This is a genomic window from Pontibacter russatus (assembly GCF_009931655.1).
GTDB lineage: Bacteria > Bacteroidota > Bacteroidia > Cytophagales > Hymenobacteraceae > Pontibacter > Pontibacter russatus.
On record NZ_CP047984.1, the window covers coordinates 2,002,501 to 2,022,330 of the forward strand.

Here is a 19,830-nt window from a genome sequence, read left to right on the forward strand (position 1 = left end):
GCCAGCAGCATATAAGCCCAGGTTGGCACGATAGCATCGGCACTGCATATAATGGCTACATTCTTGCCGTCATATACCGACCAGTCGTTTTCCTTCACAAAAGCCCGGAAATTTTTCTCCTTCAGAATCAGGCCGTGGAAGAGGTTGTCTTTTATGTCATATACCACGCGCTCGCCCGGATGCAGCAGCAGTTCCAGGTTCAGGGTCACGAGCGCGCTTTGCGCTACTTTATTGATTAGCTCCGCCATAGTTTTATATTATTTTATGCCTTTACCGGCACCTGTTATATAAACATCCTTAAGGTAGAAGGGTTCATAGTAGGCCACATCTTCGAAGGCTTTCCGCGCATACTTCGCCAGGGCAAGCTGCCCGATTGTTTTTGCGGAGGGCAGCACATCATCCACAAACAAGGCGTGCTCTTTCTCCTTTACCAACTCTTTGAACTTCTGCGCTCCGCTCCCAAAGAATATAACCGGCTGTGCGGCTAACTTGTTTCCGAAGGTGCGCTCCTCCAGCACAACAGGCTCAATGGGGCTCACCTCCTGCAACTGGCTGTCGAGAAGGCAGGCATATACCTCCATGCGGCGGGCATCCAGCATGGGGCAAAACAGGTAACGCTCCGGCTGCGGGGTGGCCTGTATCACCTGGGCAGCCAACCCATATAGCGTAGACACCTCCAGCAGCGGGATATCGAGCGAGTAGCACAGGCCTTTTGCCGTGGATGTGCCGATGCGGAGCCCGGTATAGGAGCCCGGCCCGCCTGATATGGCCACGGCATCCAAATCCTGCAGCGTGGCACCGCAATTCTCTACCAACTGCGATATCATCACGGTGATATGGGAGGAGTGCGATTTCTCTATCTGCAGCTCAGACGCGCCCAGCAGTTGCTCATCCCTGAACAAAGCAATGGAGCAAACTGTGGTGGAAGTTTCGAGAGCGAGAAGCTTTGGCATGGGGTATATATAGATACACAGCAAAATTAACTGAATGCGGCAAGGAAGCAAAATGCACACTATACCTGTATATAAAACAGAAGAGGGTGGCGCACCGGTGCGCCACCCTCTTCTCTCCTGTCGTTCAGCTCAGTTCCCTTTTAAGTAGGCGTTGTATTTCTGCTCATCGCTGAGTACCTGCATCGCCGCCAGAATGTTCGGGTCGTCGTCGAACGTGGCCTCTATGTAGCCTTCCTGCAGGTAGTAGCGCGACGCAATTTCGGCTTCCAGCACTTCGCGTATCTCCGGCTTAAAGCGCGTCAGGTCGTTTGCCTTGTTGTGCGACACCTTTTTCCGGATGACGTCCAGCTCTGCTTTGATGTCGTCGTAGTGCTTGCCTTCCTTCGCCTGCTCCGCCACGTCTTCCAGTTCGCTTTCGACGCCCGTATTGTAAGACACGTCCTTATCGCTCAGAAAGGCGACAAACTTCTGGTACTCCTCATCACTCAGCTCAAATTTGGTGGCGTCCGGAATAGAGGGGTGCTCGGCCTTGTACTTGTTGGCATACTCGAAGAAATGGCCCTTCGAGGCGATGGCCTTCGTGATATCGGCATACTCCGCTTGCTCTACTTCCACATCGGGGCTGATGCCGCCGCCGTCATATACCACGCGCCCGTTGGCGGTCTTGAAAGCCACGCGCAGCGAATCCGGAATTTTGCCCACGCTGCCGTCTTCGTTGCGGTGCGTGTAGTCGATAGCCTGAATGCAGCGGCCGCTCGGTATATAATATTTGGCGGTGGTTACTTTCAGCTGTGAGTTGTAGGAAAGCGGGCGCGTGGCCTGCACCAGCCCTTTGCCGAAGGTGCGCTCCCCTATCAGCACGGCGCGGTCGTAGTCCTGCATTACGCCGGCCACAATCTCGGAGGCCGAGGCGCTGCGCGAGCTGGTCAGGATAACCAGCGGCATGTCCACGTCCAGGGGCTCGTCCAGCGACTTATAGGTTTTGTTCCACTCCGTCACCTTGCCTTTGGTGCTTACAATGTCTTTGCCTTTGTCCACAAACACGTTCGAGATGTTCACCGCCTCGTGCAGCAGCCCGCCGGGGTTGTCGCGCAGGTCGAAGATAATTTTCTCGGCGCCCATCTCCTTCAGCTTCTGCACCGCCATCCGCACTTCTTTCGAGGCGTCGACCGTGAAACCGGACAACTGGAAGTAGCCGATTTTATCGTTCATCATGCCATAATACGGCACGTTTTCCACCATGATGTTGGAGCGGGAGAGCTGCACGGTTCTGGGTTTAGACTGCCCATAGCTGCGGATCTCCAGTTTGATAGGGGTGTTGGCCTGCCCCTTCAGCAGCTTGCTTACATCAGCCGTCGACTTGCCGGTTACATTTACGCCGTCCACTTTCAGAATCTCGTCGCCAATCACCAGTCCTGCCTTTTGGGCGGGCGAGTCTTCGTAGGGCATCTGCACCACCACCTTGCCGTCGCGGCTGCTGATAACGGCACCAATGCCACCGTACTGCCCCGTGGTCATGGTGCGGAAGTCTTCGATATCGTCCTCGGGTATATAGTTGGTGTACGGATCCAGGGACTTGAGCATGGCGTCGATGCCGGTGCGCATCATTTGCGCCGGGGGCACGTCGTCCACGTAATAGGTGTTTACCTCTTTGAAAAGCGTCGCGAAAACATCAAGGTTTTTGGCAATCTGGAAGTAGCGCTCGGACTCAGACCTGAAGGAGAACAGCCCCAAGGCCAAGGTGCCGAACAGGAGACCGGCTATAGACTTCTTGTACATAATTTCAGGATTAGGTGGGACGCAGCAAGACTACTTACTCAGACAACGCTCCAAACCTGAAATTAGTTTTTTCTGGATAGTATCAAAGGATTTTTTTTCTTTACCGATATAGAGGATGCCCAGCAGCCGCGGCGACTGCCCTGGGTTTTGGTAAAGTGCCTGCTTGTTGAGGCGGTAGGCTTCCCGTAGCTGCCGCTTCAGGCGGTTGCGGTCGGAGGCGCGCTTAAAGTAGCGCTTGGATACGGATATAAGCACCTGGGGCGGGCCAGGCGGCATATCCGGCGGCGTGTGGTAAACAAACCGCAGGGGGTACACATTAAAAGAAGAACCCTTACTAAACAGCAGCGCGATGAGGCGCTTACTGCACAAGCGTTCTTCTTTCGAAAATGTATGAGAAAACGGCTGCTCTTCCTGGTGTCCGTCAGCTGGCGTCAGCATCAGCGGCAACGAAGGGGCGGAGCTGCTATCCCTGATCAGGGATTAAGCCGCCTTGTGTCTTTTTTCGTCAGAAACGGTCAGTTTCTTTCTGCCCTTGGCTCTTCTGCTGGCCAATACTCTTCTGCCGTTCGCGGTTTCCATTCTGGATCTGAAACCGTGCTTGTTTCTTCTTTTTCTCTGAGAAGGCTGGAATGTTCTTTTCATCGTCTGCCAATGCTTTTATTATGGCCTGCAAAATTAGGGAACCTTTTGTAGATTCGCAATGCCTGCCCCGGATTTTTTATAGCACGGGGCCGAGACGGCTTCTGTTCAGTTCACCAACAGGGGGTTTGATGGTTAAATGGCTGGTTGCTGATTGTTGGATATTGATTGTTGTATTGTTAGTGCAGCATGGCTAACCCGTCTACGCTCATCTTTTTGTATGCTTATCCCATATAGTTAATTCTTATATTTTCAAACCTTCCCACCAACACATCTTCAAATCTTCAAATTGACAGACCACTACCTTTCTATATGATCCGTTACCACCTCTCATACCAGAACCCGCTCACGCACTTTGTCGACATCACGCTGACTATATCCCAGAACCAGCAGCGGGACCTATACCTGCAACTGCCCGCCTGGCGCCCCGGCCGCTACGAACTGCAGCACTTCGCCCAGAAGCTGCGCGGCATCACCGCCCAGGCCAATGGCCAGTCCATTCCCATCAGCAAGATGACAAAAGACCGATGGCTGGTGGAAGCGGGCGAAGCAGACACTTTATATATAAGCTACAGCTTCTTTGCCCGCCAGATGGATGCCGGCGGCTCGTGGCTGGACGAGGAGCAGCTGTATCTCAACCCCATCAACTGCCTGATGGCGGTAGAAGGCCGCGAGCAGGAGCCGAGCCAACTGCAGCTATATATACCTGCGCACTGGGAGATTGCCTGCGGACTGCCGGAGAAAGAAAAGCATGTGCTGGAAGCCCCAAACTTCGACGCGCTGGTCGACAGCCCGTTCATTGCCAGCGGCAGCCTGAAAAAGGAAGTATACGAGGTGAACGGCAACCGCTTTTATATATGGCTGCAGGGCGATTGCCAGCCAGACTGGGAAAAGATAAAGTGTGATTTTGCCGCCTTCACCAGGGAGCAACTGGAGGTGTTCGGAGATTTCCCGGTGCCGGCATACCATTACCTGAACCAGATTTTGCCTTACCGTTTCTACCACGGCGTGGAGCACAGCCACTCCACCGTTATCACGCTCGGTCCGGGTGAGTTGCTGATGCAGCCGAGTTTATATAAGGAGTTGCTTGGGGTGAGTTCGCATGAGCTGTTCCACACCTGGAACATCAAAAAAATACGCCCCGAGGAGATGCTGCCCTACAACTTTGCGCAGGAGAACTACTTCCGGACAGGCTACGTGGCGGAAGGCATCACCACCTACTACGGCGACTATATGCTGGCGCGGGCAGGCGTGTTCACGGCAACGCAGTATTTCGAGGAACTGAACACGACGCTGCAGCGCTACTTCGCCGACGACGGCCACCACCACCTCTCCCTCGCCGACTCCTCTTTCGATTTGTGGCTGGACGGCTACAAGCCCGGCATTCCTGACCGCAAGGTGTCCATCTATATAAAAGGCTCCCTCACCGCCCTGCTGCTGGACCTGCAACTGCGACAGGCAACGAACAATGCAGCCTCACTCGACACAGTGATGCGCAAAATGTGGGAAAACTTTGGGAAGAAGGATATAGGGTATACGGAACAGGATTACGCCGCATTGGTTGATGAAGTGGCGGGCCAATCGTTCTGCGATTACTTCGACAATTTTATATATGGCACCACGCCGCTGGAGCCTGCTTTAGACGAAGCCTTGCAGTTTGTCGGCTGCACCCTGAAAGCGCAGGAAAACCCGCTGCTGCACGAGGGAATTTATGGCTTCAAAACCACATCAGATCAAATGGTGAAAGTAACAGCCGTCGCCCCAAACTCCCCCGCCAGCAAGGTACTGAGCATAGACGATGAACTGGTGGCGCTGAACGGTCGCAAACTCGAAAACAACCTGCAGCAACTGCTCGCGCTGCAGCCGCGTGCGGTGGAACTGATCCTGTTCCGGGAGAAAAAACTGCGGACGGTCACTTTGCGGACAGACGGCAAAAACTACTACAGCAAATTCACTATAGAAAAATGCGCCGACGCCACCGAAGCGCAGAAGCAGAACTTTAAGCTATGGCTGAAGCAGGAGTTTTGAATAGAGACGCAGGACGTTAGACTTAAGACACAAGACATATCTATGAGAAACATCACTTCATCTTTTGGAGAGCACCATGATGTAGATATATACTTAGCAGGTATATTACTTTAATCCAGCGTAGGGATAAGAGAAAAGTTTTGCTTCTTATGTCTAACGCCCTGTGTCCTGTTTCAATTAAACAGCAGCTTCAGGTAAAAAGAGGGCTGCTTGAGGCGCTGGCGCAGGTCGAGGTCGTTGAACATGCAGGAGATGGTTTCGGCGAGGGCCTTGTTTCTGGAGGCTTTGGCCGCCACCTGGTTGAAGAGCCACGGGTAATCCAGCAACTGCTGCATCCTGCGGCTCAGTTTCAGCTCTTTCCAGAGGCGGTTGTAGACAGCGGCATCATATGCCTTCATAAAATCCGCGGAGAAGTTCTGCTCTTGTAAACATTTCTCTGCCTGCTCTGCGGCCCAGCGCCCGCTAATCATGGCGTTGCTGATGCCCTCGCCGGTGAATGGGTCAATCAGCGCCCCGGCATCGCCCACCAGCATATAGTTTGCGCCGGAGATGCTTCTTTTTTTGGAGCCCAGCGGCAGACCATAGCCTTTGATATCGCCGATAAGTTGGGCATTGGCGAAGCGCTTCTGCAGTTCCGGGTGCTCCTGTATCATCCGAAGCATCTCTTTTTTCAGGTTCACTTTCTTTTTGCTCACCACGCTGCTCAGCATCCCCACGCCCACGTTGGCGTGGCCGTTCGGCAGCGGGAATATCCAGAAGTAACCCGGCAGAAAGTCTTTGAAGAAATGCAGCTCGATGAAGTTATCCTGGTCCAGCGCCGCCACGTTCTGGTAATACGCGCGCAGGCCCGCACAGTAGTGTTCCGGCTCCTGCTGCAGGTTGGCCACGTGCCGCGCAAACCCCGACTGCGCCCCATTGGCCACTATCAACAATTTTGCCTGCACCAGCGGCTCTCCGCTTTTATCCGACAAGATAAAGCTGCCGTCGGGTTGCCGCTCATACTGAGTCAGTTCCACACCTTCGCACAGTTGCACCTCCGGGCGCTGCCGCACCTGCTCTATCAAGAAGTTATCGAAATGAAGGCGTTTGGCTATATAGCCTGCCGGGGAATCCTGGCTTTTGTTGTAGTTGTATTTAAAAGGCACGCTGAGCTGGTGCCCTCCGGGAGATATGAAATGAATGCCCCACGAAGGCAGCGCCTCCTGCTGCTGGCTGAACAGGCCGGGCAACTCGGGCGAGATGCGCCGCAGCTCATTCACCACTTTGCCGCTCAGGGCGTCGCCGCAGACTTTATCGCGCGGGAAGTTGGCCTTATCGACCAGGAGCGACGGGATGCCTTTGTTGGCCAGGTGCAGGGCCGCCGTTGCGCCGCCCGGCCCGGCTCCCAGTATACAGATTTCGGTTTGGTACATGCCCTAACATATGAACAAGACGAAAGATAAGAATTTACCCCTACAGCCACACTGCCCCGCGCACAAAAAAAGGAGGACAACCTGAACGGCCATCCTCCCTTATATTTTCATAGTTTTAATTTTGCTCGTGGTATTGCTACTTCTTGTCGTACGGCGTGTTATTGCCACCCTTCGCCAGGTTACGGTTTGGGTTCTGTACTTTGGTAGCGTCTTTGTTTAGCGCGTTGCGGTTTGGGTTGTCGTCGATGTTGCCCATCAACTTATTCGTGTCTTCGCCGCTTGGGTTATTTTTCTTCAGCTCGTTTATATCCTTACTGTCTTTATTCTTGGTGCTCATAATCCAATCTCCTCATTAGCCTATAGATTGTTTTACCCCGTTCGCCTTTATTTTGTTACAAATCATTACTATTCATTTTCAGACAGGCCATACATATATAATACCTGATTTTATATATACTGCTGAGTTTTAAGGCTGAGCTTGGACTTATATATAGCCTCCAAGCCTACAGCACCACCGCCTGTTCAGAAACAAAAAAGGAGAGCTTGGCTCTCCTTTCTGTACATCTACTATAAAAGCCTGCGCTACTGCAGCACCGTATCGAAAGCCACCAGGCGAACGAAACGCTGCACCCGGTCCTCGATTTCATGCTGCGAGAGGTTTTTCAGGCGCTCTGTCCCGAACTTCTCCACGCAGAACGAGGCCATGGCCGAGCCATATATCACAGCGCGTTTCATGTTTTCAAAGCTGGTGTCGCCGGTGCTGGCGATGTATCCGATGAAGCCGCCCGCAAACGTGTCGCCGGCGCCGGTCGGGTCAAACACTTCCTCCAGCGGCAGGGCCGGCGCAAAGAAGACCTTCTCCTCGTTGAACAACAGGGCACCGTGCTCGCCTTTCTTGATGATGAGGAACCTCGGCCCCATCGCCATAATCACTTTCGCGGCTTTCGCTAACGAGTATTCCCCGCTTAGTTGGCGCGCCTCCTCGTCGTTGATGGACAGCACGTCTACCAGCGCGATGGTCTCCTTCAGAGCATCCAGGGCAATGTCCATCCAGAAGTTCATGGTGTCCATCACCACCAGTTTCGGGCGCTCGTGCAGGCGCTCCATCACTGTGCGCTGCACCTGCGGGGCCAGGTTGCCCAGCATCAGGAACTCGCAGCCCTGGTAGCTGTCCGGAATGACCGGGTCAAAGTCGCCGAGCACGTTCAGCTCCGTCACCAGCGTTTCGCGGCTGTTCATGTCATTAAAGTAGCGGCCCGACCAGAAGAAAGACTTCTCATCTTCCTTTACCTGCACGCCCTCGGTGCTGATGTGGCGCTGGTGCATCAGCTGTATATGGCCCTGTTCGAAGTCGCCTCCCACCACAGAAACCACGTTCACGGGCTTCACGAAATAAGAGGCCGCCAGCGATATATAAGTGGCCGCACCGCCTACGATTTTGTCTGTTTTCCCGAAGGGCGTCTCCAGCGCGTCAAACGCCATCGACCCTACTACTGTTAAGCTCATATCTTTTTATTGTTGATTGTTAGTTGTTGATTGTTGAATGGCTTTATGGTTAAATGGCTGGTCTGCATTCAAATTTTAGCCGCCAACCGAAACAAAAAAGCCCTTGAAGTTGGCTTCAAGGGCTTGGGGTGGAAGATGGGGCTCGAACCCACGACCCCCAGAATCACAATCTGGTGCTCTAACCGACTGAGCTACAACCACCGTGTCTCGTTTGAGTGTGCAAATATACGGAGGAAATGACACAATGCAATATCCTGCCGCATTTTTCGCGCAAAATTTTACCTGTCGAACAACAGCCGCTCCCCTCTCCTGCTCTCATCAAACGCGCCGTTTATATAGGCCAGGTGCCCGGAGACAAACGTGTGGGTGATGGTGCTGCCGAAGGTGTGGCCCTCGAACGGCGACCAGCCGCACTGGTAATTGGTGTTATCCTTGCTGACGGTGTACGGCTTGTTCAAATCCACCAGCACCAAATCGGCCCAGTAGCCCTCGCGAATATAGCCGCGCTCGCGCACGTTGAACAGGATGGCAGGCGCATGGCACATTTTCTCCACCACCTTCTCCAGCGTCAGTTTGCCCTCCCGCACAAACGCCAGCATCATCTGCAGCGAGTGCTGCACCAGCGGCACCCCGGAAGGCGCTTTTTTATACTTTTGCTGCTTCTCGTCCCAGGTATGCGGCGCGTGGTCGGTGGCTATCACGTCCAGTTTGTCTTCCAGCAGCCCCTGTAGCAGCGCTTTCTTGTGGCGCGCCTCTTTGATGGCCGGGTTGCACTTTATCTGCGTGCCCAGCGTGTCGTAGTCTTCCTTGTCGAACCAGAGGTGATGCACGCAGACCTCGGCCGTGATGCGCTTCTGCTCCAGCGGGATATCATTCCGGAAAAGTTTGAGTTCTTCTTCGGTGGAGATGTGCAGGATGTGCAGGCGCGTGTTGTGCTTCTCGGCCAGTTTCACGGCCATAAACGACGATTTAAAGCAGGCTACCTCGCTTCGGATTTCCGGGTGGCACTTTACCGGAATGTCCTCGCCGTACTTCTCCTCATATATGGCCATGTTGTCGCGGATGGTCTGCTCGTCCTCGCAGTGTACGGCAATGGGCAGCTTGGCTTTGGAAAAAATCTGCTCCAGCGTCTCGGCATTGTCCACCAGCATGTTGCCCGTAGAGGAGCCCATGAAAATCTTGATGCCGCACACCGTGTTGGGGTTGGTGAGCAGCACCTCGGTCAGGTTGTCGTTGGTGGCGCCCATATAGAAGGAGTAGTTGGCCAGCGATGTCTCGGCGGCGATATTGTACTTGTCCTGCAGCAGTTCCTGGGTCACGGCATTCGGCACGGTATTCGGCATCTCCATATAGGAAGTCACGCCGCCGGCCACGGCTGCCCGCGCCTCCGAGCCAATCGTGGCCTTGTGCGTGAGGCCCGGCTCCCGGAAGTGTACCTGGTCGTCAATCACGCCGGGCAGCAGGTGCAGGCCGGTCGCATCGATGGTTTCGTCGGCTTCGGCGGTCAGGTTTTGCCCCACCTGCGCAATGCGCCCGTCTTTTATCAGCACATCGGCCGTGGCGGTTTTTCCTTCGTTTACAAGCTGTGCGTTCTGTATGAGGATTGATTTCATGTTGCTAAGATACGGGAAGAGCGGCTGAAACAGTAGAAAAATTGTGCAATTTCGCTATTTAGCACCAGCCGGCACATACAGCAGAAGCGCCTCCTCCTGCGCGTGCCGCAACTGATGGGCCAGCGCTACAGTACACATTAGCACACTCTACCTCAGAAACCATATATGGGGCACCACTTTTCCCTCCGGCGATTTAACCAAATTCTCCTGGCGCTTCTGCTATTTTTCGGTATCCTCTACTTAGGCCAGTCGTTTATTGTGCCGATAGCCATCGGCGGCCTGTTTGCGATGCTGCTGGTGCCCGTTTGCCGGAAACTCGAGAAATGGAGAGTGCCGCGCACAGGTGCCGCCGTCCTTTGCGTGCTCACGGTGGTCGTCGTGCTTGCCCTGGTGATTGTGGTGCTGGTCGACCAAATCACGGCGCTGGCTAACGACCTCCCCCGCCTCGACCTCAGGCTGGCCGCTCTGCTCGACGATATCCGCCATTTCATAAATGACACGTTCGAGGTTTCGCGGGAGGAGCAGAACGCGTACCTGCAGCGCAGCATTAGGAGTTCCCTGCAGTTAGTTGGCATATACCTCCGAAGCCTGTTCTTTTTCGCGGGCTCCATACTCGTCAGTTTCATCATCGTGATGAGTTACACGCTGCTGTTCCTGCTTTACAGGCGCAGGCTGAAAAACTTCATCATGCGGGTCACCGCCAACTACGACGCCAACGCCCATGCCATTGTAGGCAAAATCACGGACGTAGCCAGTTCCTATATAGCGGGCGTTTTCCTGGTCGTCCTTATCCTGTCCATCATCAATACGGCCGGGCTGGCCATCATCGGCATCGAGCACGCCCTGCTGTTTGGGCTGATGGCCGGCATCCTCAACATCATCCCCTATATAGGCTCCCTTACCGGCAGCCTGATACCTGTTCTGTTTGCCCTGCTCACCAAAGACTCGCTCTGGACACCGCTCGTGGTGGCCATTTTCTTTCTGGTGGTGCAGCAAATCGAGAGCTATATCCTCACCCCCAACATAACGGGCGGCAAAATAAAACTCAACCCGATGGCGACGCTGATGGTGCTGCTGCTCGGAAGCGCCATATGGGGCATTGCGGGCATGATTGTGTTTGTGCCGTATCTGGGCATCGCCAAAGTGGTGTTCGACAACATCAACCGGCTGAAACCGCTGGGGTACGTGCTCGGAAAAGACGGAGACGGGGAAGGCTAACAGCCGAATCCGGGCTGGCGTTGTCTCGCTCCCGCAAAATTACCGTACTTTTGCAGGTATACTAAAGTAAAGGGAGCACCGCCATGGCAGCAGAAGAAGAAAAAACAAGCACCTCGTTCGAAGACTTTAAGCTGAACAAGCAGCTGCTGAGCGCCATTGCCGAAGCCGGATATGAAAAGCCGACCCCCATCCAGCAGCAGGCCATACCGCTTGTGCTGGCGGGCCAGGATATATTGGGCATCGCGCAGACGGGCACCGGCAAGACTGCCGCCTACCTCCTGCCCCTGCTGATGAAGGTGAAATACGCCCAGGGCATGCACCCGCGCGCCCTGATTATCGCGCCCACCCGCGAGCTGGCGATGCAGATAGAGGAGCAAATCGGGCTGCTGGCCAAATACACCGACCTGCGCCACACGGCCATATACGGCGGCCTCGGCCCCAAAACGCAGATTGAGACTATCGCCAAAGGCATCGATATACTGGTGGCCACCCCGAAACGCCTGATGGAGCTTTACCTGAAAGGCGACCTGGTGCTGAAGGAACTGAAAACGCTGGTGCTGGACGAGGCCGACAAGATGATGGACATGGGCTTTATGCCGCAGATCCGCCAGATACTGGAGGTGATTCCGCGCAAGCGCCAGAACCTGCTGTTCTCCGCCACCATGCCGGATAAAGTGACGACCCTTTCGGAGGAGTTTCTGGAGTTCCCGACACGGGTGGAGGTGACGCCGCAGGCCACGCCCGTGGAAACCGTGAGCCAGGTGCTGTACCAGGTGCCGAACCTGCGCACCAAGATAGCGCTGCTCGAGCACCTGATTCAGGACGAGGAAAGCCTGAACCGCGTGATCATCTTTACGAGGAGCAAGAAAAATGCGGAGAGCGTTTCCAGATTCATCGAGCACCGGAACTATGGGGAGGTGCGGGCCATCCACGGCAACAAGGGGCAGAACACCCGCATCAACTCGATGGAGGCATTTAAGGCGGGCGAGGTGCGCTTTCTGGTGGCAACCGATGTGGCGGCCCGCGGCATCGATGTCAGCATGGTGAGCCACGTCATCAATTTTGACGTGCCGTTTGTGTATGAGGACTACGTACACCGCATCGGCCGCACCGGCCGGGCCGAGAACGCTGGCGCCGCCGTTACCTTCGCCAACGAAGCCGAGATGTATCACATCCATAAAATCGAAAAGGTGATCCGGATGCAGATTCCGCAACTGCCGTTGCCAGCCGCTGTGGAAGTGTTTGAGACGCCGTTTGAGGAGCAGCAGGAAATCGCCAGGGAAATCGACCACCTGAAGCGCAGCGAAAACCCTGATTTCAAAGGTGCCTTCCACGAGAAAAAAGGCATTCCGAAGGGCAAACCGAAGAAAAGCAAAGGTGACCCGAAAGCCTCTTTCTGGAAAAAAACGAAAAAGAAAGGAAGCAGGAAGAAGTAAGGGCGGGTTTATATATGTTGCCTTTATATTAGCCGCTATACGAACTAAAGCTGTTCCGGATTTCTTAATCCGGAACTTACCTGGAGCGGATTTCCTAATCCGCATGAACCCTTAGATGGGGATCAGGAAATCCCCGATAGCTATCTTTCAGATTAAAAAAATCCGAAAGAGCTTTTCCTGAAGTGGACCATAAGGAGGGGCGGGGGTGGCTGGATAAATGAGCTTCCAATACAGCAAAAAAGGAAGCCCGTTAGCTTCCCTCCTCACCAGATTTATATATAAATCGCCTAAAAAAACTTGGAGGCCAGGTCTCCGAACTCAAACACCATAAAGGTGAGCGTGAGGCTCCAGAAAAAAGAACTCCAGAGCATGTGCATGTAGATGTGCCTGCGGGGCGCTCCTAGAAGCGCGGCCACCATCGTCCCGAAAATGGGCGTGAACAGGATAGGCGTCAGGAAAGCCACCCCCGACACGCCGAAGCGTTTCCATATATGGACGATGCGGCGGTTTTTTTTGCAGAACACCGGCTTCTGCCGCGCCCGGCGGCGGCGGGAAAGCCACTTAGACACGGCCTTACCGACCACTGAAAAAATCAGCACACTCGTCATCATGCCCGCCACCGTCAGCAGCATCGTCTCCAGGTAAGACAGACCAAGCGAAACGCCCGTAACCGGTCCGCCGAAGAACTTCACCATGCTCACCAGGTACACCGACAGATATTTTACTACTTCCACAAACATGTGCTAAAATTGTATTCCAAGGTAAACAACAATACCCAGCTTTGTATATACGCAGCCACAATATATATGCTCTATGAATATTCCAACAATCTGATATGATAATTTATTAAGAGACAGGGGTTTAGGAAACGGCGTTTACAGAGGTTGCTATGTAACAGGCTGCCAGTGGCAATGGTTCAGTTATATCTTCGGTCCGAATGCCAGATCGCCCGCGTCGCCGAGGCCCGGCACGATGTAGGATCGCTCGTTCAGGTGGTCGTCCAGGGCGCCGAGCCAGAGCGTCGCCTCCGGCATTTCCTGCTGCACATGCGCCACGCCTTCCGGCGCGGCAATGGCGGCGGCCACATGCACCTGCTTCGGCATGCCGTGGCGCAGCATCCCCTTGTAGGATTTCACCAGCGAGCGGCCCGTCGCCAACATGGGGTCCGCCAGTATCAGGATCTTGTCGTGCAGGTTAGTCGATGCCAGGTACTCCATGTTTATCTGCAGCTCCGTGTTTTCCTCCTCCACCCGGTACGCGCCCACAAAGGTGCTGTAAGCCCTGTCGAAGTAGTGGATCATGCCGTTGTATAACGGCAAACCCGCCCTCAAAATTGTGGCGAGCACCGGCTGCTCGGCCAGCAGCATCGTCTGCGTCTCGGCCAGCGGCGTGGTGAGGGTGGCCGGGGCATAGGGCAGCGTTTTCGATATCTCGTAAGCCAGCAACTCTCCCAGCCGCTCCAGGTTGCGCCGGAAGCGCATGCTGTCGCCGTGTATTTTCACATCGCGCAGCTCGGCTATAAAATGGTTTGCCAGGGAAGGCGTGTCGGTGAGGATGTGGAGCTTGCTGTTTGCCATGGTGAGGTGTCCGGGGGTGTTGTCGCGCTAAAGATACGCAGGGCACACTGGTTCCACCAAAGGGGGCATAAAATTTTGCGCGGTGGGCGGCATGCCCTCCCGAAAAAATGGCCTGAGGCCATATATGCCGCGTTTTTGGCAGGGGCTGAGGCATGGCTATCGCGGCGGGCGTTCCTGCCGAAGTGTAAAAATAGCGCGGCTTACCAGAACCTTAAAGCGGCAAAACAGTACATTCGCACGTTCATCGCTTTACTTTCTTAAACTGCTTATGCCCATGAGACGCGTACTTTGTGCTCTGAGCCTGCTGCTTGCCACTGGTTTAACGGCGCAGGCGCAGGATGTATATGTGCCCTACAACCCCGAGGTGTACCACTTGATAGACCGCTACCAGATTAAGTATGGCGACAGGGTGCCGCAACTACAGACTGCCGTAAGGCCCTACGGGCGCGCGGATGTGGCGGACTTGGCCGAGGTCAGTGTGCGCAACGCCCGCTCCAGGGTCGACCAGTTCAACGCGCAGTACCTGCTCAACGACAACTGGAACTACACCAACGAGGAGAACAACGACAGCCAGCCCATCCTGCGGTACTTCTACCGGAACAAGACGGATTTATATCACTTCGAGAGCGAGAACTTTACCCTGCGCGTGAATCCGGTGCTGCACCTGGAGGTGGGGCTCGACAACCAGACCGACGGCATCCGCTACACAAACACGCGCGGCGTGCAGCTTGAGGGCTCTATTGACGAGCGCTTTGGCTACTACGCCTTCGTCGGCGAGAACCAGGCGCGGTTTCCGGGCTATGTGAACGACCGCATCCTGCGCGACAACGTGGTGCCGCACGAGGTGTTCTGGAAAGACTTTAAAAAAGACGGCTACGACTTCATCACGGCGCGCGGCTACCTGAACTATGCCCTGAGCGAGCATGTGGAGATACAACTGGGCCACGACCGCCACGTGATCGGCGACGGCTACCGCTCCCTCATCTACTCCGACTACGCACCGCCGGCTTTTTTCCTGAAACTGAACACACGCGTCTGGAAGCTGCACTACATGAACCTGTTCCAGGAGCTGATCTCGGAGTACCGCCGCGACGCCCGCGACGGACTGCTCCCTAAAAAGTATATGGCCCTGCACCGCCTGGGCGTCAACGTGACAGACAATCTGAACATCGGGGTTTTTGAGCAGGTGATTTTTGCCCGCGGCGAAGGCAAGTTCGAGCTGCAGTACCTCAACCCGATTATCTTTTACAGAAGCATTGAGCAGGCCCTGGGCAGCGAGGACAACGCCATGCTGGGCGCAGATTTTAAGTGGAACATCGCGAACCGCGTGCAGCTATATGGGCAGTTGATGCTGGATGAGTTTCTGCTGAAGGAGGTGAAGGCGGGCAACGGCTGGTGGGCCAACAAGCAGGCGGGCCAGCTTGGCGCGAAATACATAGACGCCTTCGGGCTGGGCAACTTCGACCTGCAGGGCGAGGTGAACATCATCCGCCCCTACACCTACCAGCACAAGGACCAGTTCACCAACTACCAGCACTACAACCAGCCACTGGCGCACCCGATGGGGGCCAACCTGTACGAGCTGATCGGGATTGTGCGCTACCAGCCCATCCCGCGCCTGCACCTGACGGCCAAAGCCATTGCCACCCGCTACGGCCAGGACACCGACAGCCTGAACTATGGCGGCAACGTGCTGCTCCCCTATACCAGCCGCGTGTCTGGCTACGGCAACGAAATCGGGCAGGGCGTTACCACCAACCAGCTGTTTTTAGACCTGACAGCCTCTTTCCAGTTGCGGCACAACATGTTCCTGGATTTGAAGCAAGTGGTGCGCCGCGCCGACGCGGAGCTCAACACGTTTGACAACAACACCTATTTCACCTCCTTCGCCTTCCGCTGGAACATTCCGCAACGGCTCCACGAGTTTTAATCCAAGGCATATACTAGCATATTTGAAAAGAGAAGAGGTAGGGAGGAAATTCCACCTCTTCTCTTTTCTTCTTATTAATAAGTATCTTTGCGCCAGCCGGGCCAACAGCACCAAATGCCCTGGCACCATATATACTTTAAGCGGCAGCGCCCACGGTGCTGCCATACAGCGGTTGCTGACCATCCAGCCTATATATAATGGCAGGCTTGGCGGCGACATTTTATACCAGCATGAAGACGTACTTTCGCATCCTGCAGTTTGCCAAGCCCTACAGCCGGTTTGTGCCGCTGTACGCTTTATATACCATTTTAGGCATCATCTTCGGACTATTCAACTTCACGCTCATCATCCCGTTGCTGAATGTGCTGTTTGGGGAGGTGAGCCCCGAAGAAGCAGCCGCCATGACGGCTACCCGCCCGGAGTTCAGCCTGAACATCGAGTTTCTGAAAGATTTCTTCAACTACTATTTCGGGCAGATTATTCTGCAGGAGGGGCGTGAGGGGGCGCTGCTGTTTGTGTGCCTGCTGGTGATCGTGTCGGTGTTTCTGGCCAACCTTTTCCGATACCTCGCCTTCCGGATTGTGGGGGCGCTGCGGGCGCATGTGGTGCGAAATATGCGCCAGGCCATATATAAACGCGTCACGGAGCTGCACCTGGGTTATTTCTCGAACGAGCGCAAAGGCGACCTGATGACGCGCCTGACCGTGGACATACAGGAGGTGGAGAGCTCGGTGGTGAGCACGCTGACCACGGTGATACGGGAGCCGATTACCATCATCGCCTTCTTCATTATTCTGTTCACCATGTCGGTGGAGTTGACGCTGTTTACGCTGCTGCTGCTGCCGATTTCGGGAGGCATCATCGCGGGCATCTCCAAGCGGCTGAAGCGCCGGGCCAGGCAGGGCCAGGACTCGCTCAGCTTCATCCTCACCATCATTGACGAAACATTGAGCGGCATGCGCGTGATCAAGGCTTTTAATGCGGAGCCGTTTATACTGGACAAATTCCACCAGCAGAACAACCGCTACGCCCACATCCAGCGCTCCATCGCCAACAAGCGCGACCTGGCCTCGCCGCTGTCGGAGTTCCTGGGTGTGGCCGTGGTGGCAGGGCTCCTATATTACGGGGGCAACATGGTGCTGAACCGGCAATCGGAGCTGACGCCAGCAGAGTTTATCACTTATATCATCCTGTTCTCGCAGGTGCTGGTGCCAGCCAAGGCGATGTCGGCCTCGTTCAGCAACATCCAGCGGGGGCTGGTATCCGGCGACAGGGTGCTGCAGGTAATCGACACGAAGCCGCAGATCGTGAACAAACCGAACGCAAAAGCGCTGCCAGTGTTTGCGGAGCAGATCGAGTTCAGGGATGTGGGCTTCGGCTACGGCGGCAAGCCGGTGCTGCAGGACATCAACTTCACGATTGAGAAAGGCAAAACGGTGGCGCTCGTGGGCCCGTCGGGTGGCGGCAAGTCCACGCTGGCCGACCTGCTGCCGCGCTTCTACGACCCCACGGCGGGCGCCATCTATATAGACGGCCACGACATCCGGGACTATACCATGGAGTCGGTGCGCGATAAGATTGGCGTGGTGACGCAGGAGTCTATCCTCTTCAACGACACGATTTTCAACAATATCGCCTTTAACAAAACCGATGCGACAGAGGAGGAAGTGATCGCCGCCGCGAAAATTGCCAACGCCCATGAGTTCATCATCCACACCGAGAACGGCTACCAGACGATGATCGGCGACCGGGGCGGCAAGCTATCAGGGGGGCAGCGGCAGCGCCTGAGCATCGCGCGCGCCATTCTCAAAAACCCGCCCATCCTTATCTTGGACGAAGCCACCTCGGCCCTCGACACCGAATCGGAGAAACTGGTGCAGGAGGCGCTGACAAACCTGATGAAGCACAGAACCTCCATCATGATTGCGCACCGCCTGAGCACCATACAGCATGCCGATGAGATACTCGTGCTGCAGCAGGGCCGCATCGTGGAGCGCGGCACACACGAAGAATTGCAGCAGCAGAGCGGCGGTTTATATGCCCGCCTCACGCAGATGCAGCTCACGGCATAAGGCTGGCAGAGGGTGGAAGCTATATGTATAAAAGGATACAAGACTTTTTGTGTTGCATCTAAAAAATCACCACTTGCTTTACATATATAAGGCTCTAATAGAGAGTGCAGGCAAATCTTATCCGGGAGCTTGCATATAGCACCTCCCCCCGAACAAACCCTTTGTGTATAACCATATATAAATTACCTCAGCAGAAAAAGCGGCTGAACCGCCAACCACCATATATATGACATCAACCTCCACCATACTGGCAGAACTGACCCAGGCACAGGAAGTGCTGAAGGCTTTTCTAAGTGATGAAAAGAATATTACCGCCATCGGGCAGGCGGCTGACACGATGGCCGACAGCATCCGGAGCGGCGGCAAGATTCTGAGCTGCGGCAACGGCGGCTCGATGTGCGACGCCATGCACTTTGCCGAAGAACTCACCGGCCGCTACCGCAACGACCGCCGCGCCCTGCCCGCCATCGCCATCTCAGACCAGAGCCATATGAGCTGTGTCGGCAACGACTATGGCTACGAGGCCGTGTTCTCGCGCTACCTGGAGGCGCTGGGCAATGCGGGCGACGTACTGCTGGCCATCAGCACCAGCGGCAACTCAGGTAATGTGCTGAAGGCGGCGGAAACAGCCAAGGCCAGAGGCATGAAAGTAGTGGGCCTGACGGGCAAAGACGGCGGCAAACTGGCCCCGCTCTGCGACGTGGAGGTGCGCGTGCCGCACACCGGCTATGCCGACCGGGTACAGGAAATCCATATCAAGGTCATTCATATCCTGATCCTGTTGCTGGAACAAAAACTAACCTAGCACGGAAGACCTCGCGGTGTGCGGAGCTCCCGCGAGTGTCTGAGGCAAAGGCAGTGGCGCTTCTGTAGAGACGGAATTTGATGGAGGCGCAAAATATTGCACCTCTGCATTATCGTTTGAATAGCGATGCGTATATGGTGAAACAGGTTTTCTAAAGCCCCTCACTTGTCATGAAGCATCTGCTATATATAGCGCTCCTCCTCGGTCTGTTCTCCTGCCAGTCCCGTGACAGCAGCAACCAGAAAGAGAAGATCAATCCAGCCAATCCCGTGGCGGACACCACTGCGGCCGCACCAGCATTGCCCGCCCCGCCCGACTCCGCCTACCTGATTGTGCCCGGCGGAAGCATTGGCCATATATACCTGGAAATGCCCGCCACCAAACTGCAAGGCATCATGGGCCAAGCCGACAGCGGCGATGCCGCCATGGGCAAATCGCTGCAGTTCTGGCTCAGCAAAGACACGCTCCGGCCCCGGAAATATGTGGCGGTATATACCGTGAATGACTTCGACGGCAGCGGCAGCCCGCCGGAAGTGCGGCAGGTGCAGGTCACCTCGCCGGAATTCAGGACGGAAGGCGGCCTCGGCCCCGGCAGTTCGCTCGCTGCGATACGGGAGCAGTTTGGGCAGTTGCAGCCGCTGGCTTACTATACAAACGAAGCGGGCCGGCAGGTATATATCTACGATGCGCAGGCGCAGGGTATTGCCTTCGAGGTGACCGTGCCCGACAGCATCAGCACCGCCGTCACCATTCATGCCAAAGGCGCGGACGTGACAGACACGTACCTGCCCATACATCCCGACATGACCCGGCTGCGGCGCCCCTGAGCTGGCGATCTTCTAAAGTAAAGCTATTTTGATTT

General features: G+C 55.2%; 18 protein-coding genes and 1 tRNA gene (1 of these 19 only partly in view). 7 read left to right on the forward strand and 12 right to left on the reverse strand.

Annotated features, from left to right (window positions below; genetic code table 11):
• From GSQ62_RS07980 to rpmH, 5 genes are all read right to left on the reverse strand, one after another.
• A protein-coding gene (locus GSQ62_RS07980; RefSeq protein ID WP_161889018.1) for a DUF2480 family protein crosses the window boundary here: on the reverse strand, window positions 1-248 show its 5' end (the start). 271 nt of this gene lie to the left of the window's left edge; only the first 248 of its 519 coding nucleotides appear in the window; the start codon lies at window positions 246-248; its stop codon lies off the left edge, out of view.
• Between the two features lie 9 nt (window positions 249-257).
• The gene (gene tsaB, locus GSQ62_RS07985) at window positions 258-953 is read right to left on the reverse strand and encodes a tRNA (adenosine(37)-N6)-threonylcarbamoyltransferase complex dimerization subunit type 1 TsaB (protein WP_161889019.1); all 696 of its coding nucleotides are present in this window, start codon (window positions 951-953) and stop codon (window positions 258-260) included.
• A gap of 129 nt (window positions 954-1,082) precedes the next feature.
• A complete protein-coding gene (locus tag GSQ62_RS07990; RefSeq protein ID WP_161889020.1) occupies window positions 1,083-2,732 on the reverse strand; it encodes a S41 family peptidase in 1,650 nt (549 codons plus the stop codon).
• 30 nt (window positions 2,733-2,762) lie between these two features.
• Entirely contained in the window at window positions 2,763-3,170 is a 408-nt protein-coding gene (locus tag GSQ62_RS07995; protein ID WP_161891363.1) for a ribonuclease P protein component, read from the reverse strand.
• A gap of 42 nt (window positions 3,171-3,212) precedes the next feature.
• Window positions 3,213-3,374: a 50S ribosomal protein L34 gene (rpmH, locus tag GSQ62_RS08000; protein WP_161889021.1), complete on the reverse strand. Its 162-nt coding sequence runs from the start codon at window positions 3,372-3,374 to the stop codon at window positions 3,213-3,215.
• Between the two features lie 309 nt (window positions 3,375-3,683).
• Here rpmH and GSQ62_RS08005 point away from each other — a divergent pair, with 309 nt between their 5' ends.
• Window positions 3,684-5,399 carry a M61 family metallopeptidase gene (locus GSQ62_RS08005; protein ID WP_161889022.1) on the forward strand — a complete coding sequence of 572 codons (1,716 nt, stop codon included), beginning with the start codon at window positions 3,684-3,686 and terminating at the stop codon, window positions 5,397-5,399.
• Between the two features lie 173 nt (window positions 5,400-5,572).
• Here the strand turns inward: GSQ62_RS08005 and GSQ62_RS08010 are convergent, their stop codons facing one another.
• The 5 genes from GSQ62_RS08010 to GSQ62_RS08030 form a co-directional block, all read right to left on the reverse strand.
• Window positions 5,573-6,811: an NAD(P)/FAD-dependent oxidoreductase gene (locus GSQ62_RS08010; RefSeq protein ID WP_161889023.1), complete on the reverse strand. Its 1,239-nt coding sequence runs from the start codon at window positions 6,809-6,811 to the stop codon at window positions 5,573-5,575.
• A gap of 136 nt (window positions 6,812-6,947) precedes the next feature.
• Window positions 6,948-7,148, reverse strand: coding sequence for a hypothetical protein (locus GSQ62_RS08015; protein WP_161889024.1), 201 nt, complete (start codon window positions 7,146-7,148; stop codon window positions 6,948-6,950).
• Between the two features lie 245 nt (window positions 7,149-7,393).
• Window positions 7,394-8,317, reverse strand: coding sequence for a PfkB family carbohydrate kinase (locus tag GSQ62_RS08020; RefSeq protein ID WP_161889025.1), 924 nt, complete (start codon window positions 8,315-8,317; stop codon window positions 7,394-7,396).
• A gap of 124 nt (window positions 8,318-8,441) precedes the next feature.
• Window positions 8,442-8,518: transfer RNA gene (locus GSQ62_RS08025), tRNA-His, on the reverse strand.
• Between the two features lie 77 nt (window positions 8,519-8,595).
• Entirely contained in the window at window positions 8,596-9,930 is a 1,335-nt protein-coding gene (locus GSQ62_RS08030) for a dihydroorotase (protein WP_161889026.1), read from the reverse strand.
• A gap of 165 nt (window positions 9,931-10,095) precedes the next feature.
• On the opposite strand from GSQ62_RS08030, the gene GSQ62_RS08035 reads away from it, so the two are divergent.
• The gene (locus GSQ62_RS08035; protein WP_161889027.1) at window positions 10,096-11,148 is read left to right on the forward strand and encodes an AI-2E family transporter; all 1,053 of its coding nucleotides are present in this window, start codon (window positions 10,096-10,098) and stop codon (window positions 11,146-11,148) included.
• Window positions 11,149-11,231: 83 nt separating this feature from the next.
• The gene (locus GSQ62_RS08040) at window positions 11,232-12,584 is read left to right on the forward strand and encodes a DEAD/DEAH box helicase (protein ID WP_161889028.1); all 1,353 of its coding nucleotides are present in this window, start codon (window positions 11,232-11,234) and stop codon (window positions 12,582-12,584) included.
• Window positions 12,585-12,871: 287 nt separating this feature from the next.
• On the opposite strand, the gene GSQ62_RS08045 is transcribed toward GSQ62_RS08040, so the two are convergent.
• Window positions 12,872-13,318 carry a hypothetical protein gene (locus GSQ62_RS08045; protein WP_237587073.1) on the reverse strand — a complete coding sequence of 149 codons (447 nt, stop codon included), beginning with the start codon at window positions 13,316-13,318 and terminating at the stop codon, window positions 12,872-12,874.
• A 186-nt stretch (window positions 13,319-13,504) separates the two neighbouring features.
• A complete protein-coding gene (upp, locus tag GSQ62_RS08050) occupies window positions 13,505-14,161 on the reverse strand; it encodes a uracil phosphoribosyltransferase (RefSeq protein ID WP_161889029.1) in 657 nt (218 codons plus the stop codon).
• A gap of 274 nt (window positions 14,162-14,435) precedes the next feature.
• Here upp and GSQ62_RS08055 point away from each other — a divergent pair, with 274 nt between their 5' ends.
• From GSQ62_RS08055 to GSQ62_RS08070, 4 genes are all read left to right on the forward strand, one after another.
• Window positions 14,436-16,091 carry a hypothetical protein gene (locus GSQ62_RS08055; protein WP_161889030.1) on the forward strand — a complete coding sequence of 552 codons (1,656 nt, stop codon included), beginning with the start codon at window positions 14,436-14,438 and terminating at the stop codon, window positions 16,089-16,091.
• A 230-nt stretch (window positions 16,092-16,321) separates the two neighbouring features.
• The gene (locus GSQ62_RS08060; protein ID WP_161889031.1) at window positions 16,322-18,163 is read left to right on the forward strand and encodes an ABC transporter ATP-binding protein; all 1,842 of its coding nucleotides are present in this window, start codon (window positions 16,322-16,324) and stop codon (window positions 18,161-18,163) included.
• Window positions 18,164-18,389: 226 nt separating this feature from the next.
• Window positions 18,390-18,968, forward strand: coding sequence for a D-sedoheptulose 7-phosphate isomerase (gene lpcA / locus GSQ62_RS08065; protein ID WP_161889032.1), 579 nt, complete (start codon window positions 18,390-18,392; stop codon window positions 18,966-18,968).
• A gap of 170 nt (window positions 18,969-19,138) precedes the next feature.
• Window positions 19,139-19,795, forward strand: coding sequence for a hypothetical protein (locus GSQ62_RS08070; protein ID WP_161889033.1), 657 nt, complete (start codon window positions 19,139-19,141; stop codon window positions 19,793-19,795).
• The last annotated feature ends 35 nt before the right edge of the window (window positions 19,796-19,830 follow it).